The following is a 16,833-nucleotide window of genomic DNA, read 5'->3' as shown; positions in this document are numbered from 1 at the left end:
CGTCCTTCCCCTTCTTCCTGGAGCCGGTCCATGAGCTCACGCGGGCATTCGCCGGAAAGCAGCGGTGACAGCGTGCGTCCGGGCGCGGGGACGCATACGCCGGGGCCGTTCGTCCTCGGCGTGGACTCGGGCGGTTCCGGGCTGCGGGTGGCGCTGGGCGCGCTCGGCAGGTCCGCCCCGGTGGGTACGACGGTCTGCGCCGCGCCGGTACGCACCGGACCCGGAGGGATCGACGCGGACCATCTGCTGGAACAACTGCTGCCCGCCGCCCGCCTGCTGCTCGGGCGGCACGTCAGCGGTGGCGGAAGTGGTGGTCCGGAAGACTCCGCGATCACAGCCGTGGCGATCGGCGCCGCAGGCATGGCGACGCTCGGCGGGCGGTTGCGCACCGAACTGCCCCCTGCCCTGGAGCAGGCGCTCGGGGTGCGACGGCTGGCTCTCGCCGCCGACGCGGTGACCGCGTACGCGGGTGCGGTCGGTCAGCGTCCGGGGGCGGTCGTCGCGGCCGGCACGGGCATGATCGCGCTGGGTACGGATCTGACGAGCTGGCACCGCGCCGACGGCTGGGGACATCTGCTGGGTGACAGCGGTGGCGGGGCCTGGATCGGGCGGGCCGGTCTCGATGCGGCCATGCGCGCCCATGACGGGCGGCGCGGTGGGTCCGCCGCGCTGCTGGCCCGGCTGGAGGCGGTGTTCGGACCCGCGCCGGAGCTGCCGGGGCTGCTCTATCCGCGTACCGACCGGCCTGCCGTGCTGGCCTCGTTCGCGCCCGAGGTCGCCGCGTGCGCCGGGCACGATCCGGTCGCCGCGGGCATTCTGCGCGAAGCCGCCGGACATATCGCCGAGGCGGCCGCGGCGGTCTGCCCGAAGGCCGGGGCCGACGACGAACCGTGCGAAGTGGCCTTGACGGGCGGTCTGTTCCGGATGGGCGATCCGCTGCTCGTACCGCTGCGTGAGGAGTTGGCCCGGCAGGTCCCGCAGGCGCGGGCGGTCCCCGGTTCGGGTGATCCATTGGCCGGCGCGCTGTCCATCGCCCAGGCGTTGGCCACCGGGGATCTCCTGCTGCCCCGTCATCCGACGCTGCTCTGCGTACCCGGTGACGGGCCTGCGGAGGAGCCTGGACAGGCGCTCGGCCAGGGGCCGACAGAGCAGGACAGTCAGCCGGTAAGCCTCTCATCGGATAAAAGCGGACAGATGACGCCCGACTGCCCCCTCCCCGAACGGAGCGGCACCCAAAACCAGTAGCATGCGGCGCCATGAGCACCCCCACTGGGCCCGCTTCCGGCCTGCCTGTACGAATGCCGCGACCTCGCCAGTCCGGACGGCACCGCCGCCCGGAGCCCGTGGTCGCACCCGAGGGCGCCGCCGCGCTCGTTCTCGCCGTTCCCGGTACCCCCACTTCGGCCACGCGCAGTCTGGCCGAAGAGGTGATCAGCATCGCCCGTTCCGAGCTGCCCGGCCTCAACGCCCTGATCGGCTACCTCGACGGCGACGACGCCGAGTACCCGGCGCTCTCGTCCGTACTCACCCACAGCGCCGCCGAGCGCATCGCGCGCTACGAGCAGGCGCAGGCCGCCGGCCGTGAGGTCGCCGAGCCCGAAGGCCCGGCAGCCGTCGTGGTGCCGCTGCTCGCGGGGCCGGACAGCGCCCTGATCCGGCGGATACGGCAGGCCGTGATGGACAGCGGTACGCAGGTCGAGCTGACCGACGTGCTCGGCCCCCACCCGCTGCTCGCCGAGGCGCTGCACGTACGGCTCTCCGAGGCCGGGCTGGCCCGCGCCGACCGCGCCAGGCTCTTCACCGTGGCAACGGCCGCCGACGGCATCGTGCTGGCCACGGTGGGCGGTGAGGAGGCGGTGCAGGCCGCCGGGATCACCGGCATGCTGCTCGCTGCCCGGCTCGCCGTACCGGTGATGGCCGCCGCACTCGACGTGGAGGGGTCGGTCGCCTCGATCGCCGGGCAGCTGACGGGCTCCGGCTCGGCGCAGCTCGCGCTCGCCCCGTACCTCGTCGGCCCCGAGGTGCCCGAGGGCCTGCTGGACGCCGCCGCGAAGGAGGCGGGCTGTGCGACGGCCGAGCCGCTCGGCGCGTATCCGGCGATCGGCAAGCTCGTACTGTCGATGTACACGACGGCACTCGGCATCGCGCCGGTGACGCCGCAGGGTGCTCAGGCGCACTGACCCGGTGCCGGCCCGCCCGGCAGTGCATCCGCCCCCGACCGCCGGGCGGGCTCGGTTCTCCCGGCCCGTCCGGCGGTCGCGCTGTGTGCGGCGGCATGGGCCGCGATCCCGCCCGGTCGGGATCTCACGGTGCCGGGGCGTCAGGCGAAGATCACGCAGGACGCGGCAGGGGCCTCCAGCGCGCCGGCGCGGTGCGGCACACCGGTCGCCGGGTCGACGGCGAACCAGCTGACGTTCCCGGACCGCTCGTTGGCCACGTAGAGCCATCGGCCGGTGGGGTCGAGCGCGAGGTCGCGGGGCCAGTGCCCGCCGCAGTCCACGGTCGTGACCAGGGTCGCCGTCCCACCCGTCGCGTCGAGCGCGAGGACGGAGATGCTGTCGTGGCCCCGGTTCGCGGTCCACAGGAACCGCCCGTCGTGCGAGACGACCACCTCGGACGGGTATGTCACCGTGTCCGCGCCGCCCGCCGGTTCCCCGGGCAGCAGGGACGTCTCACCGACCGGTTCGAGGACTCCCGCGGTGGCGTCCCAGCTGCACACGGTGACGGTCGGTTCGAGTTCGTTCAGGACGTAGGCGTGGCCGCCCGCGGGATGGAACGCCAGGTGGCGTGGGCCCGTTCCCGGCCGCAGGGCCGTCTCGCCGTGCAGCCGCAGCGCCCCGGTGGCCGTGTCGAGCACGCAGATCCGTACGGAGTCGGTGCCGAGGTCCACGCCGAGCACCCAGTTTCCCGTGGGGTCCGGCAGTACCTGGTGGGCGTGCGGGGCCTGCTGGCGGTCGGCGTTCGGACCGCTGCCCTCGTGCCGGAGCACCGCGGTGACGTCCCCGAGGGAACCGTCCGCCTGTACGGACAGGGCGGACACGCTGCCCGAGCTGTAGTTGGCGGTGAGCAGGTGGCCGCCCGCGAGCGCGAGATGGGTCGGGCCGCTGCCTTCGACCGGTCGGATCTCGCCGATCGGCCGCGGCACGTCGCCGGTGACGTCGAGGGCGGCGGCCGCGCCGTGCTCGGTCTCACTGACCGTGTAGAGCACCCTGCCGCCCGGCCCCGGTCCGTGCCCCAGGACGAGATACGAGGGATCGGGGACCGTGTCCGTCGCGCCGAGGAAGGTCAGCGCCCCGGTCTCCCGGTCCACGGCGGCGGCGGTGATTCCCCGCCCGCCCGCCGAGGTGAACGACCCGATGAATGCCCGCTCCGCGCCGTTGCCGTTGTCCACCGCACTGCTCGTCACCGCATTGCCCCTCTCCGCCGACTGATCACGGCGTGGTCGCCGCCGTGATCTTCCGGGGCGACGGTAGCAGTCGGACCCTCAGGTCTATACCAGAACCCTCGGCTGTCGGCAGGCTCTGCGCGACGGCGTCACACACCGATCAGCGGGGCCCGCGGATCGCTGCGCAGCGGTGCGGCGAGTTCGGCGAGCGCCCGCTCCAGACCGTGCAGATGGGCGAGGGCGGGTTCCGCGGCGGCCGAGTGCGACGGGATGCCCGGTGAACACGCCCGCTGCGGCAGGCCGCGGGCCGTCAGAGCCTCGACGGCCGCCTCGACGCGCCAGCAGGCGGCAGCGAGGCGGGCGTCGTGGGAGGCTTCCGGATCTGCGGCGACCGAGGCCAGTCCGCGCACCTCCCGTGCGCAGGTGTCCAGCAGGGCGACTACCTGTCGGGCGCGGGCCCTGCGGGCGCGCAAGGGGCTCAGCGGGTGCACCAGCGGGGCCAGGGACAGCCGTACGCGTCCGAGGAGCGCCTCCAGTTCTGCGATCCGGGGCGCGGGATCGGCGGTCGGCGATCCCGAGAGCCGCGCTGCGGCTTCCGCCGTACAGGTGTGTACGCAGCGCAGGGCCCGCTGGATCCACGCATCGGTCGTGGCGTGTGTGGTGACCGGCAGCACGAGGAGCACCGCGAGCATCGCACCGAGCGCTCCGGCGGCGGTCTCGGTGAGCCGCAGCACGAGCAGGGCCGGGTCCAGCACGCCGAGGAGTCCGTAGAGCGCTCCGGCCATCACTGTCACCGAGAACACCATCCAGGTGTAGGAGACCGCGGCGGTGTAGAAGATCCCGAAGACCCCGATCGCGACGAGGATCGCGCTGGGTACGGCGGCCCCGTGCAGCGGGACGACGGCGGCCAGGCCGATGGGGATGCCGATCAGTGTGCCCAGGATCCTGCGGAAGCCACGCACCAGGGTCTCGCCGCGCGAGGCGGTGTTCACGAAGACCCACCAGGTGGCACCCACGGCCCAGTACCAGCGCTGCTCGGACAGGAGCAGTCCCGCCGCCAGTGCCAGGGCTCCCCCGGCGGTCGCCTGAATCGCCTGGCGTGTGGTCGCGCGGGCCAGTCCCTCACCGGTCACCGGGGCGGGCACGGCGGCGGGAGGCAGCCGTCGCTCGTAGCACCACAGCCCGAAGCGCACGGTCGACGAGGCGAGCAGGGAGAGGGCGACCGCGGAGTACAGCTCGGGCAGTTGTCCCGGCAGGGTGTGGAGGAACTGCGTGGTGAAGAAGGCCATGAAGGCGAAGACGCCCAGTGAGTGACCGCGCGGCCCCCATCGCCTGGCGTACACGCCCAGGCCCATGACCGCGAGAAAGGCCATGTCCCGCACCCGCGGGTAGTCGTGCAGCCCTGCGGCGAGGGCGAGCACGGGGAAGCCCACGGCCGGCAGCAGGGCGGTGGTGATCGCCTGGGCGCGCACCGTGGTGTCCAGCACCGTGAACAGGGCCAGCAGCGCGGCGAGACCGCCGGTGATCGCCGCGACGAGGGAGTGACCGGCCAGTCCGCACACCACGACGGCCAGTCCGATGCCGAGGACGGCCCGGACACCGCTGCGCAGCCGCAGTCGGCCCGGGTCCGGGGAAACGAACATCCTCTTCAGCACGGCATGCTCCCGCTTCTGCGCACACCGGCCCTGTGCACCGGCATGAAAAAGGCGCCGCGGGGATCCGCAGCGCCATCGACGGGTACATCACAACATCCCTGTGGCCCGTGGCTCAAATCAGAGACGATTCACTGAGCCATTGGCCCAATGAATCAGTGAAGGTATGCACCAGGGGTAGGCCAACGGACCGGAATCGGGCCGGGCCGCGGCTCGGTTCTCACGTACCGGTGCGGGTCCCGCGGCTCGCGGCCGCCCGGCCCACGCAGTGCCGGCGCTCCGCCCGCGCGGCAGGCGGAGCCGGTTCAGGCCCCGGGCCAGGGCATACGGATGTCCGTCGGAAGGCCGCCGGGACCGCTCCTCGGCTGTCTGCGCCTCCTGTGCGACCAGCTGGGTACGGGCCGGCCCGAGGCCGCGCAGCGCGGCGCCGATCACCACGGCGACGACGAGGACCGCGAACCCGAGGCCGACCCGGTCGCTGTGGCACACGGGGTCGGTCGCGCCGCCGACGACACCACCCGTACCGGCCGCCACTCCGGCCGCCTCGGCCGCCCTCGGTACGGGGGCGAGTCGGCCCCCGACGTCACCAGGTCCTCGCGCAGGGTGCGCGGCAGCGCCCGCAGGGCACGGGACGACGCCCGCAGGACCTTGGCAGCCCGCTCCACCGTCTCGCCCCGCCTCGCATGCCTCGTGTCACACACGTCGCGCCGCCGACCTCGATGGGCGCCCCTTGCGGATGACCACGCTCTTCTTCGGCGACCGCCCCTGTTCATAGCCGCGGAACGCCAGCCAGCAGATCAGCAGCGCCGTGATGAACACGGGCAGCCAGGCCAGCCGGGCGAGTACCCAGCCGGGGGCGTCGGGGACGGTGTGCAGGCCCGGCAGGGTCCCGCCCACCAGCAGGCCGGTGGCGGTGACCGCGATCATCGCGGTCTGGTGCCACAGGAACACCGTCATCGCGGAGAGGTTGACCGTCGCCACCGCCGCCCAGACCGCCGGGCGCCGGAGCACCCGGCGCAGCGGACCGAGCAGCAGCAGCGCCGCTCCGCACTGGGCGAGGCCGAAGGTGACCACGGCGAGCGTCGGCGGGTCGAGGTTGGAGATCTCCAGGCCGGGCACTCCGACCATGGCCGCGGGATAGCCGCCCCAGAGGACGAGTCCGGCGGTGGCGGCGGCTCCGCCGATCAGCAGCACCCAGCCGGACCTTCGGCCGCACAGATCACCCCGGGCCCAGGCCGCGCCCAGGCAGTACGGAACCAGCCAGCCGGCCACCACGTTGAGGGAGGCGAACTCGCCGGGGGCGTCCAGGCCGAACCGGTAGAGGTCGGTGATCAGCACGACGGCGAACGGCCACAGCGGATGCAGCCTCGCCACGAGCGGGGTCGCCGCGGTCAGCACCGCGAAGACCAGCAGGAACCAGAGCGGGGACCACACGAGCTTGCACAGCGCGCGCACGGTGTCCTGGTCCACCCCCGCGGCGAGCATTGCGCATGCCACCACCGTCCATACGAGCAGCACGACGGCCACCGGCCGCAGCAGCCGGGTCATCCTTGTCCTCAGCCACCGTCCGTAGCTCTCGCCGCGCGCACGGGCGGAGGCGTAGCTCTTCGCACCGACCTGCCCGCCGACCAGGAAGAAGACGGCGAGGGTCTGGAGCACCCAGGAGACCGGGGTGAATCGGGGCATGTACTGGAGTGGGCTCGAACCGTGCATGGTGCCGCTGTCGACGACCAGCGCGGTCACCATCCAGTGGCCGAGGACGACGCCGAGGATGGCGATGGCCCGCAGGGCGTCGACGGCGCGGTCGCGGCCGGCGGGAGTGGCGGATTCGATCCGCCGGACGAAGTCACGCATGGCACTCTCCCGAGAGCTCTGCGGACGTGGCCGCTCCGGCCACGGTCCGGGCGATGTTCTTCAGCGGTTCGGAATGGGGCTTCGGGTAGTCGCGGTGGCCGCCGCCCCTCGCGAAGTCACCGGAGCCGGAACCGGGCTCGGACCCGGACCCGGACTCGGACGAAAGAGGGTTTCTGCCGAACTCGATGTCCAGCGGGACGGGTTGGAGCTCGACGCGCGGCACGTCGGCGATCCGGTCGACGCCGGCGCGGCCCGCGCGGACGGTGACCCGGGTGTGCCGGACGGTGGCGGCGCGGCCGGGGCCTGCGTACAGGACGATGTCCGCGACCCGCGGTCCGTGCGTGGCCCCGGCGCTGACGCGGGAGGCCGGGGTCGCAGAGCGCGGCTCGCGCAACTCCCCCATGGGCCCGAGCGGTTCGGACACGGCCCCGGCGGCCCGCCCCGGGGCGGCCACCAGCGCGGCGGCCAGGCGGATTCTGTGCGTTCGGGACGGCATGGCGTGGGGCTCCTTCCGTGCCGGACAGCTTCCAGCGCTTCGGATGCAGAAGCTACGGACGGAGCCCCGTAGTTCGCGTCCCGCCGGGGTGTGAACCTGTTTTGTAGCTCTGCAGGACTACGGGTATGAGACGGGGACCGGGGCTGTGCCGGACCGGCATGAATGGGCAACTGCCGGACCATTGGTACAGTCGCAGGCCCGATCGGCCTACCAGGAAGTGACCAACGGACCATGGCGGTGGATGCCCTCGACACCCGTATCCTGCGGTTGCTCATCGAGCAGCCGCGTACCAGCGTCCGCGAGTACGCGCGCATCCTCTCCGTCGCCCGGGGCACCCTCCAGGCCCGTATCGACCGGCTGGAGCGGGACGGTGTGATCACCGGCACGGGACCGGTCCTGTCTCCCGCGGCGCTGGGGCACCCGGTGCTGGCCTTCGTTCATCTGGAGGTCACCCAGGGGCATCTGGACGAGGTCGGTGAGGCGCTCGCCGCGGTGCCGGAGATCGTCGAGGCCTTCTCGACCACGGGCGGCGGCGATCTGCTGGCCCGGGTGGTGGCCCGCGACAACGGCCATCTGGAGGATGTGATCCAGCGGCTGATCCGGCTGCCCGGCGTGGTCAGGACGCGTACCGAGGTGGCGCTGCGCGAGCGGGTGCCGCACCGGCTGCTGCCCCTGGTCGAGTCGGTGGGCCGCACAACCCCCGGCCACCCGAAGTGATCACCGTATTGGCATGCTGGATGCCATGAACTCACGGCGTGATTCCGCTCCTTCGGTCCTCTTCGACCTCGACGGCACCCTGGTGGACAGCGAGCCCAACGCGTACGAGTCGGCGCGTCGGCTGCTCGAACGGTATGGCGTGGCCGACTTCACCTGGGAGCAGAACGCCCGGTTCCTCGGCATCAGCAACCGCGAGGCGCTGACGGTCCTGCGTGCCGAATACGGGCTCGGGGCGTCCGTCGACGAACTGGTGGCGGGTCAGGACGCCCTGTATCTGGAGCTGGCACGGTCGTCGACCGAGGTCTTCCCGCAGATGCGGACGTTCGTGGAGCGGCTGCACGGAGCGGGAGTCGCCATGGCGGTGGCTTCGGGGTCGTCCCCGGCGGCCATCGAGGCCGTGCTCGCGGGCACGGGACTCGACGCCTGCTTCACCCTCCGCGTCTCGGCCGACGAGGTGGCGCGCGGCAAGCCGGAGCCGGACGTGTTCCTGGAGGCGGCCCGGCGCCTCGGCTCGGCGCCCGCCGACTGCGTGGTCGTGGAGGACGCCGTTCCCGGTGCGACGGCGGCCCGTGCGGCGGGCATGCGCTGCATCGCTGTTCCCTATGTGGCCGCCACGGCCTCCGACCCGGTGTTCGCCGCGGCGGATCTACTCTTCCCCGGCGGGCAGGACGAATTCACGGCGGAGGCCGCGTACGACTGGTTGTTCCCGCGTTCCGGGTCCGTGCCCGCCCGGCCGGACCCGTCTTCCTGATCCGGCCCGTGCCGTTCACCGGGAACGCGTGGGCCGCCTCGGCCCCCGGTGTTCCCGTACGGGGACACCGCCGCCGGCATCCCGGCAGCCGGTGAGGAATCCGCGGCGCGGCGGCTCCGGGAAGCCCGCGTGAACAGCGGGGCGACCACTCGGCGTGCCACTGAGGTCCGGCGGCCCGATATCCTGATCATGCCGCGCGCCCCCCACCCCGCCCCGATCCCCATCGGGTCGCCGCCGTGGCAGTCGAAGCGGCCCACAATTCGAGATTGGTGCAAAGGTGCTGGTAGCTGGTCGGTACCGCTTGACGTCCCCCATCGGCCGTGGCGGCATGGGCGAGGTGTGGCGCGCCTCCGACGAAGTGCTCGGCCGGGCGGTGGCCGTGAAGCTGCTGCTGGGTGACCACGCGGACGAGTCGGCGACCGCCCGGTTCCGGCTGGAGGCGCAGACCGCGGCCCGCCTGAGTCACCCTCATCTGGTGGCCGTGTTCGACTTCGGGTCCTGGGAGAACCGCTTCTTCCTCGTGATGGAGCTCGTCGAGGGCAGAAGCCTGGGCGATCTGCTCGCGGCCGAGGAGCGGCTCGGGGCCGAGCAGGTCGCCCGGATCGCCGGCCAGGCGGCCGCGGGGCTCGCCGCCGCCCACCGGCAGGGCATCGTGCACCGCGACATCAAGCCCGGGAACCTGATGCTGGACGCCGAGGGGTCCGTCAAGATCGGCGACTTCGGCATCGCCCAGTTCGTCGACGATCCCTCCGCCGCGCTGACCACCACGGGACAGATCGTCGGGACCAGTCTCTATCTCGCGCCGGAGCGCGCCCTGGGCCGTACGGCCGGTGCGGCGTCCGACATGTACTCCCTCGGCTGCGTGATCTACCAACTCCTGCTGGGTGAGCCACCGTTCCGCTCCGACACGGCCACCGCGACGCTCTATCAACATGTCGACACGGCGCCCGTGCCGCTCGGTCAGCGCGGCGTCGACCTGTCCCCGGCCTTCGACTCCTATCTGCTCGGACTGCTCGCGAAGCAGCCCGAGGACCGGCCCAGCGCCCAGCAGGTCGCCGACTGGTTCCAGAGCGACGCGTGGCGGGGGCAGCCGGAGCCCCTGCCGATGTACGCCCCCACCCCTCCTCCGACCTCCCCGAGAACGCCTCGTCCCCCGGCATCCGCTGCCGCGTTCGACCCGGCCCCGGCGCCTGCCTCCGCGCAGCAGGCCGAGGGTGTGTCGACGTACCGCCTGCCGCAGACCGGTGGACACAGGCGGCGCCCGGTGGAGCGGTCCGCCCCCGTCCGGCGGCGCACCGGTGCCCGCGAGGCGATCAGGCGCCGGCCCCGGGTGGCGAGCGCCATCGCCGGTACGGTCGCCTTCCTCGCGGCCGTGTACCTGGGGATGAGCCTGTTCTCGCCGGATTCCAGCTCGGCCGGCACACCGGACACCGGCTCCACCGCGACCACCGGACCCGAATCACCGGCGCCCGACCAGCCGGCACAGAACGGCGGAAACGCCGGAAACCACGGGAACAACGGGAACAACGGAAACCACGGGGACAACGGGGACAGCGGAGACGACGAGCAGGACTGAGCCGCTCCCCGCGGCTGCCCTGCCCTGCCCTGCCCTGCCCTGCCCTGCCCTGCCCGACGACGGTACCGTCCGCTCGCGGCAGGGCCCGTCGGATGGCCGTCAAGCAGTCGTCAGGACCGGCCGTCCGGGCGTCAGCGGTTTGTCAACGGACGCCGACGGGCCGACGATCTTCCCTAACGTCGCAGCCATGGGAAGACGTGACATCCGAGCCGTGCCCGGTCCTCGTGCCAGCCGGGCTCGCCCTCCGGCCGGCACGACCGCATACGACCACGGCTGGGCCGGGGACCTGCGGTTCGCGGTCCGCTGCGCCCTGACACTCCTCGGGCTGCTCCTGGCCGTCGATGCGACGGCCGGCCACCTCGCCGCGCCGCGCGGCCTGTTGTGGACGGGCCTGGCCGCCCTGCTGCTCATGGTGCTGGTACCGCCCCGGATCCGCGCGGGTGCGGGGTGGCTCTCCTGCCGGGGCCTGGTCCGCGAACGGATCGTGCGCACCGACCGGCTGGTGTCGGTGCGCTGGTCGGACGGTGTCTCCCAGCGCCTGGTGCTCCGTGACGCGGAGGGCGGCCGGGTCGAGGTCGACCCTCAGGTGCTCGTGGCGAATCCCGCGCTGTGGCACCGGCTGGACGACGATGCGCGCGCCTGTGTGAAGCGCGGCACGCTGCGCTGCGGGGTGACGGTGCTGCGGCAGCTGGCCGACCGCATCGACCGCCGGACGGCTCGTACGGTGTTCACAATCTCCGGCCTGGAGTAGCCGGTCCGCATTCCGGAATCGTTGTGCGATCCCACCACCGCGGCTTGACCAAACTTGCCAAGTCGCCCGGCAGTCCCCGCAGTTCGTTGACGAGGCCATGACGACATGTGAGTGTTCGGTCGCTCGATCACGGACGACGGCAGTGCGGGCGGCCGACGGCGGCCGAAGCAGGTATGTCACCGTACGCCGACTGCCCGTGATCGAGGCCCCCCGACTCAAGGAGCCTCGATGAAACGCAGACCGATGACGGCCGGGACGACCCTGGCCGTCCTCGCCGGAATGCTGGTCGCCGTCAGCGGCGGGACAGCAGCTGCCGAACCGTCCCCGCCCGCCCCGACCGCGCTCTCCACCGCGGTGTCCGCCGCCGACCGGGCCGTCGCCAGTGGCCTCGACACCCTGGCGAAGGGGCCCGACGAGCGGTACGAGCGGCAGATGGTGACCCCCTGGGTCAAGGGCATGTACTCCGTCGCGTACCAGCGCACCTACCGCGGGCTCCCCGTCGTCGGCGGGGACGCCGTCGTGGTGGCCGACTCCCAGGGCCGGGTCCGCGGCACCCAGTCGGCGGTGTCCCGGCGGATCAACGTACCGACGACCCCGACCGTTTCCGCCGGGGCCGCCGAGACCACCGCCCGCAAGAGGCTCACCACCGTGAAGCGGGTGGAATCGCACCGCCTGGTGGTGCGGGCCACGGACAAGACCTCCCGGCTGGCCTGGGAGACGGTGCTCACCGGACGCAACGCCAAGGCCCCCAGCCGGCTGCACGTCTTCATCGACGCGGGCACCGGCAAGGTGCTCGACAGCTACGACGACGTCAAGGCGGGCACCGGCAACAGCCAGTGGAACGGTCCGTCCCCGCTGGCCATCGACACCACCGCCTCCGGGAGCAGCTACTCGCTGCGCGACCCGAACCGTCCCGGTCTGAGCTGCGCCGACTACAGCACGGGCAGTGTCTTCACCAAGTCGAGCGACTCCTGGGGCACCGGCAACCCTTCCAGCAAGGAGACCGGCTGCGTCGACGTCATGTGGGCGGCGCAGCACGAGTGGAACATGCTGCGGGACTGGCTGGGCCGCAACGGGCACAACGGCAACGGCGGCAGCTGGCCGGTCGAGGTCGGGCTGAACGACGTCAACGCCTACTGGGACGGCTCCTCGGTCTCCATCGGCCACAACAACGCCAACCAGTGGATCGGCGCGATGGACGTGGTGGGCCATGAGTTCGGCCACGGCATCGACCAGTACACGCCCGGCGGCGCCGACAACGAGTCCGGTCTCGGCGAGGCCACCGGCGACATCATGGGCGCCCTCACCGAGGCGTACACCAATGAGCCCGCCCCGTACGACGACCCCGACTACACCGTCGGCGAGAAGATCAACCTGGTCGGCAGCGGGCCGATCCGCATCATGTACAACCCGGGGCAGATCGGCGACCCCAACTGCTACAGCTCCTCGATACCCAACACCGAGGAGCACGCGGCGGCCGGTCCGCTGAACCACTGGTTCTACCTGCTGGCCGAGGGCTCGAACCCCGGCGGTGGCAAGCCGTCCAGCCCGACGTGCAACAGCTCCTCGGTCACCGGTGTCGGCATCCAGAGCGCCGGCAAGGTCTTCTACGGCGGGATGCTGCTCAAGACGAGCGGGATGACCTACAAGCGCTACCGCACGGCCACGCTCACCGCCGCCAAGAACCTCGACGCCGGCTGCGTGCTCTTCGACCGGACCAAGGCCGCCTGGGACGCGATCAGCGTCCCCGCCCAGAGCGGCGACCCGACCTGCACGTCCAGCGGCAACAACGACTTCACGATGTCGCTGGACCCGGCGTCCGGCTCCGTGAAGCCGGGCAGCTCGGTGACGGCGACGGTGCGGACCACGGTCAGCTCCGGGAGCGCTCAGGCCGTGAACCTCACGGCGAGCGGCCTGCCGAGCGGTGTCACCGCGTCCTTCAGCCCGTCGTCGGTGCAGTCCGGAGCGTCCTCGACGATGACCCTGTCCGCGTCGTCGAGCGCCGCATCCGGCGCGTACACCTTCACGGTGAAGGGCGACGGCACGCAGAGCCACACCGCGCAGTACACCCTGACCGTCGACAACGGGGGCGGCAATCCGGGCGGCAAGGCGCCGGACATCAGCATCGCCAACGTGCAGTCGCACCTCGCGCAGTTGAACACCATCGCCACGCAGAACGGCGGCAACCGCCGGGCCGGCAGCGCCGGTTACACGGCCTCCCTCGCCTATGTGAAGGGCAAGCTGCAGGCAGCCGGCTACACCGTCAGCGAGCAGACCTGCACCAGCTGCACGTACCGCGGGAACAATCTGATCGCCGACTGGCCGGGCGGCCCGTCCGACCAGACGGTCATGTTCGGCGCCCACCTGGACGGCGTCGCGGCCGGCCCCGGGATCAATGACAACGGCTCCGGCTCCGCCACCCTGCTGGAGAACGCGCTCGCCCTGGCACAGCAGAACCCGACCATGACCAAGCACGTCCGCTTCGCCTGGTGGAACGGCGAGGAGCAAGGGTTGCAGGGTTCCGAGTACTACGTCGGCCAGCTCAGCGCGGCCCAGCGCAGTACGATCAAGGCGTACTACAACTTCGACATGGTCGCCTCGACCAACGCCGGCTACTTCATCAACAACGTGAACTCGGCCGCCTCGGCACCGATGAAGGAGTACTGGGACTCGCTGAACCTCGCGCCGGAGGAGAACGTCGAGGGCCAGGGACGGTCCGACGACTACTCCTTCCAGCAGGGCGGCATTCCCACCTCCGGCTACGCGACCGGCGCCAGCGACACCAAGACGTCGGCGCAGGCCGCCAAGTGGGGCGGCACGACGGGCCGTTCCTACGACTCCTGCTACCACTCGTCCTGCGACACCACGGCCAACATCAACGCGACCGCGCTCGACCGCAGCGCCGACGGGGTCGCCTACACGGTGTGGAAGACCTCCGTCGGGACCACCGCTCCGGCCGACGACTTCTCCGTGTCGGTGAAGCCGGTCTCCGGCAGCGTCCAGCCCGGTGGCTCGGTCACCGCGAGTGTGTCGACGGCGACCACCGGCGGCTCCGCCCAGACCGTGAAGCTGACCGCCTCCGGGGCGCCGAGCGGGGTCACGGTCTCCTTCGACCCGGCCTCCGTGCAGTCGGGTTCGTCGTCGTCCATGACCGTCTCCGCCGGGGCCCAGGCCGCGCCGGGTACGTACACCCTCACGGTGACCGGGACGGGTACGGCCACCCACGCCACCACGTACTCGCTCGTCGTCGGTGGCGGCGGGACCTGCCAGGCGCGGCAGGCGGTCGCCAACGGCGGCTTCGAGGAGGGCGTCGCGCCGTGGACCCAGACGGACGGCGTGATCAACAACCGGACGTCGGAGAAGCCCGCGCACAGCGGCACGTACATGGCCTGGCTCGGCGGCTGGGGTTCCACGCACTCCGACACCGTCGCGCAGTCGCTGACCGTTCCGGCGGGCTGCTCGACGTACAAGCTGTCGTTCCATCTGCGCACCGACACGAATGAGTCGGCGGGCGACCCGACCGCGTACGACACGTTCACCGTCAAGCTGGGCACCAGGACCCTCGCGACGTACTCGAACGTGGACGCCACCGGCTCCTACGTCCAGAAGACCTTCGACGTGGCCGAGTTCGCCGGTCAGACGGTCCCCCTCGGGTTCACCAGCAGTGAGGACGCCTATCTGCAAACCAGCTTCGTCATCGACGACGTGGCGCTGAACGCGAGCTGATTAGCCGTCAGAACGGCGCCGGGCGGGGCGTGTACGCACACACGCCCCGCCTCCGGTGTGGTCACCGTACGACGGCCGCCAGCCGGCGGGTGAAGTCGTCGCTCTCCGGCCCGCCGCCGTGCCCCGCCGCCAACCTGCCGTGCAGGCCGCGCAGTTCCTGGCCCAGCAGCGTCGAGGCGGTCACCTCGGTGGTGTCCAGTACCGGACCGGCGATGGCGATCGCCGCCTGGGGGTCGTGGGCGCAGGCATGGGCATCGGCCATCCGCACCAGGAACAGCATCCGTGCCGAGTGCATCCCGGGCGGAAGCAGATCCAGTGCGGTACGGGTCGCCGTGACCGCGCGCAGTGCCAGCCGGCGGTCCCCGATCGCGGCGGCGAGGTCCCGCAGCGCCCCGGCGGCCCCCGACTCCACCCGCAGACGCACGGAGGCGACGGTCAGCCAGGGCGCCTCCGTCTCGTCCTGCTCACCGACCCGGTCCATCTGCGACCAGGCACGGTCGATATGGCGCAGGGTCTGCCGGGCGTCGCCGCGTACCGCATGCCCGCGCGCCTGGTACAGATCGCTCATGGCGCCCGCCCAGTACCGGCCGGCGGCCGCCTGCCGGATCGCCCCGCCGTAGGCCAGGGCGGAGGGGCCGTCGCCTTCCAGCCGCGCCAGTGTGCTCATGTCGCTGAGCGCGGCCACCTGGGTTCCGACGTGACCGGCCAGGCCCGCCCAGCCCAACGACCGGTCCAGCCAGGCCATCGCGGTCGCGTTGCGGCCCCACAGCAACCGAAGGCAGCCGGCCGACTGCGCGTACTCCGCCGCCAGTGGGGCGAGTTGGCGTTGGTAGGGCGCCGCGGGCAGGGCCATCCAGCGGAGCATCGCGTGCAGGGTGCGCTCGACCACGACGGTCGCCCCCGGCCAGGCGCGCTCCTCGTCGGCGCGCAGGCAGACGGCGAGCAGCGCCGTCAGGGCGTGCACCGTGTCGATGTCCAGCGGCGGGCACGGGACGGTGGCCGGGCCCAGGGCGCAGAAGGCGGAGTGCAGGGCGATGACGTCGGCCAGCGCCGGGACGGTGCAGCCGTCACGGCCGTGCGCCGGGCACATCAGCCCGTAGCTGGGCAGGCTCGTGGGCAGGGCGGTGTCCGGCGGCAGCATGGAGAGCAGGGCGCCGCCCGCGGGTTCCCCGGGCAGGGGTCCCGTCCGTGCGGCGGTCGCCGCAGGACGTACGGCCCCGCTCTCCCCGCCCGTACCGCCCGGCCCTTCGGCCTCGGCCGCCTCGCAGGCGTCGAGGAGGTCGCCGCCGGCCGTCAGCAGGTCGTCCAGCCTGCGGGCGAGCGGCAGTGGTGCCTTCCGGGTGCCGTGCTCCAGTTTGCTGATGGCGGTGTGGTCGTATCCGACGCGGGCACCCACCTGGGCCTGGGTGAGCCCGGCGCGCCTGCGCCACTGGCGCAGCCGGGTTCCGAAGGCTCTCCACACCTCTGCGGTACGGACGTCCGGCAGGGGGCCCATGCCCTCGGTCACCCGGAACTCCGCGGAGCCCCACCGGATCCCCCACCCGTGCCGTGCTCATGGCTCATAGCCGGGAGAATAGCGAGCGCGTGTGCGCGCTGTCCCCGGTGCGGCGGGAAGATGGCGCCTTCCCGCGCCCTGCCGGACGTTGCCACGCCCTGCGGCCCCGATCGCCCAACACCCCTTTCCGGTCTTCCGGTTGGGCGGACCGAATGCGCATGAAGGCATGGCCCACCGGGCATATGACGGGTAATCGCCAGGAGGTGGTGGCAGTGGGCCGCATCAGGATCGTTCGACGCCCCCAGCTGCCGTCGCGGCCACGGCCGCTCGACCTGCGGACCCCGTCCGGCCGCCCGCTGCCGTACTGAGCCCGCTGCCGCGACCGGCGGTCCGTGCGGAGCGCGGCGTCGAAGAGGCGGCCCCGGAGCCG

Annotated in this window: 12 protein-coding genes; 7 read left to right on the top strand and 5 right to left on the bottom strand. The window is 72.5% G+C overall.

What is annotated here, in order from left to right; genetic code table 11:
- Nucleotides 1–120 precede the first annotated feature (120 nt).
- Both ACFVT1_RS27395 and ACFVT1_RS27390 read left to right on the top strand, forming a co-directional pair.
- Nucleotides 121–1,245 carry an N-acetylglucosamine kinase gene (locus ACFVT1_RS27395; RefSeq protein ID WP_389800183.1) on the top strand — a complete coding sequence of 375 codons (1,125 nt, stop codon included), beginning with the start codon at nucleotides 121–123 and terminating at the stop codon, nucleotides 1,243–1,245.
- An 11-nt stretch (nucleotides 1,246–1,256) separates the two neighbouring features.
- Nucleotides 1,257–2,180 (top strand): sirohydrochlorin chelatase, encoded by a 924-nt coding sequence (locus ACFVT1_RS27390; RefSeq protein WP_389800115.1) that lies wholly within the window; start codon nucleotides 1,257–1,259, stop codon nucleotides 2,178–2,180.
- Between the two features lie 140 nt (nucleotides 2,181–2,320).
- Here ACFVT1_RS27390 and ACFVT1_RS27385 read toward each other — a convergent pair whose 3' ends face one another.
- The 4 genes from ACFVT1_RS27385 to ACFVT1_RS27370 all read right to left on the bottom strand — a co-directional run bounded on the left by ACFVT1_RS27385 (nucleotide 2,321) and on the right by ACFVT1_RS27370 (nucleotide 7,387).
- Nucleotides 2,321–3,391: a lactonase family protein gene (locus tag ACFVT1_RS27385; protein ID WP_389800182.1), complete on the bottom strand. Its 1,071-nt coding sequence runs from the start codon at nucleotides 3,389–3,391 to the stop codon at nucleotides 2,321–2,323.
- A 143-nt stretch (nucleotides 3,392–3,534) separates the two neighbouring features.
- The gene (locus ACFVT1_RS27380; RefSeq protein ID WP_389800113.1) at nucleotides 3,535–5,040 is read right to left on the bottom strand and encodes an FUSC family protein; all 1,506 of its coding nucleotides are present in this window, start codon (nucleotides 5,038–5,040) and stop codon (nucleotides 3,535–3,537) included.
- A 690-nt stretch (nucleotides 5,041–5,730) separates the two neighbouring features.
- Nucleotides 5,731–6,891 (bottom strand): acyltransferase, encoded by a 1,161-nt coding sequence (locus tag ACFVT1_RS27375; protein ID WP_389800111.1) that lies wholly within the window; start codon nucleotides 6,889–6,891, stop codon nucleotides 5,731–5,733.
- Entirely contained in the window at nucleotides 6,884–7,387 is a 504-nt protein-coding gene (locus ACFVT1_RS27370; protein ID WP_389800109.1) for a hypothetical protein, read from the bottom strand. The genes ACFVT1_RS27375 and ACFVT1_RS27370 overlap by 8 nt, the downstream gene beginning before the upstream one ends.
- Nucleotides 7,388–7,618: 231 nt before the next feature.
- Between ACFVT1_RS27370 and ACFVT1_RS27365 the strand changes: the two genes are divergently transcribed.
- The 5 genes from ACFVT1_RS27365 to ACFVT1_RS27345 all read left to right on the top strand — a co-directional run bounded on the left by ACFVT1_RS27365 (nucleotide 7,619) and on the right by ACFVT1_RS27345 (nucleotide 14,908).
- On the top strand, nucleotides 7,619–8,104 hold the full coding sequence (locus tag ACFVT1_RS27365) for an Lrp/AsnC family transcriptional regulator (RefSeq protein ID WP_362206624.1): 486 nt from the start codon (nucleotides 7,619–7,621) through the stop codon (nucleotides 8,102–8,104).
- Nucleotides 8,105–8,129: 25 nt separating this feature from the next.
- The gene (locus tag ACFVT1_RS27360; protein WP_389800107.1) at nucleotides 8,130–8,855 is read left to right on the top strand and encodes an HAD family hydrolase; all 726 of its coding nucleotides are present in this window, start codon (nucleotides 8,130–8,132) and stop codon (nucleotides 8,853–8,855) included.
- Nucleotides 8,856–9,183: 328 nt separating this feature from the next.
- Nucleotides 9,184–10,431, top strand: coding sequence for a serine/threonine-protein kinase (locus tag ACFVT1_RS27355; protein ID WP_389800180.1), 1,248 nt, complete (start codon nucleotides 9,184–9,186; stop codon nucleotides 10,429–10,431).
- Nucleotides 10,432–10,618: 187 nt separating this feature from the next.
- Nucleotides 10,619–11,182, top strand: coding sequence for a hypothetical protein (locus tag ACFVT1_RS27350; protein WP_389800105.1), 564 nt, complete (start codon nucleotides 10,619–10,621; stop codon nucleotides 11,180–11,182).
- A gap of 243 nt (nucleotides 11,183–11,425) precedes the next feature.
- Nucleotides 11,426–14,908 carry a M28 family peptidase gene (locus tag ACFVT1_RS27345; RefSeq protein WP_389800178.1) on the top strand — a complete coding sequence of 1,161 codons (3,483 nt, stop codon included), beginning with the start codon at nucleotides 11,426–11,428 and terminating at the stop codon, nucleotides 14,906–14,908.
- 61 nt (nucleotides 14,909–14,969) lie between these two features.
- Here the strand turns inward: ACFVT1_RS27345 and ACFVT1_RS27340 are convergent, their stop codons facing one another.
- Nucleotides 14,970–16,415, bottom strand: a complete 1,446-nt coding sequence (locus tag ACFVT1_RS27340) for a helix-turn-helix domain-containing protein (RefSeq protein WP_389800104.1) — start codon at nucleotides 16,413–16,415, stop codon at nucleotides 14,970–14,972.
- Between the last annotated feature and the right edge of the window lie 418 nt (nucleotides 16,416–16,833).

The organism is Streptomyces sp. NPDC057963, assembly GCF_042887155.1.
Lineage (GTDB): Bacteria > Actinomycetota > Actinomycetes > Streptomycetales > Streptomycetaceae > Streptomyces.
The sequence above is the reverse complement of the archived record's forward strand: the minus strand, read 5'-3'. Positions and strand labels throughout refer to the sequence as shown.

Excerpts from the sequence above, each read along its gene's own strand:
- ACFVT1_RS27390 (WP_389800115.1), top strand. The coding sequence starts at position 1,257 with ATGAGCACCCCCACTGGGCCCGCTTCCGGCCTGCCTGTACGAATGCCG.
- ACFVT1_RS27375 (WP_389800111.1), bottom strand. The coding sequence starts at position 6,891 with ATGCGTGACTTCGTCCGGCGGATCGAATCCGCCACTCCCGCCGGCCGC.
- ACFVT1_RS27370 (WP_389800109.1), bottom strand. The coding sequence starts at position 7,387 with ATGCCGTCCCGAACGCACAGAATCCGCCTGGCCGCCGCGCTGGTGGCC.
- ACFVT1_RS27365 (WP_362206624.1), top strand. The coding sequence starts at position 7,619 with ATGGCGGTGGATGCCCTCGACACCCGTATCCTGCGGTTGCTCATCGAG.
- ACFVT1_RS27360 (WP_389800107.1), top strand. The coding sequence starts at position 8,130 with ATGAACTCACGGCGTGATTCCGCTCCTTCGGTCCTCTTCGACCTCGAC.
- ACFVT1_RS27355 (WP_389800180.1), top strand. The coding sequence starts at position 9,184 with ATGGGCGAGGTGTGGCGCGCCTCCGACGAAGTGCTCGGCCGGGCGGTG.
- ACFVT1_RS27350 (WP_389800105.1), top strand. The coding sequence starts at position 10,619 with ATGGGAAGACGTGACATCCGAGCCGTGCCCGGTCCTCGTGCCAGCCGG.
- ACFVT1_RS27345 (WP_389800178.1), top strand. The coding sequence starts at position 11,426 with ATGACGGCCGGGACGACCCTGGCCGTCCTCGCCGGAATGCTGGTCGCC.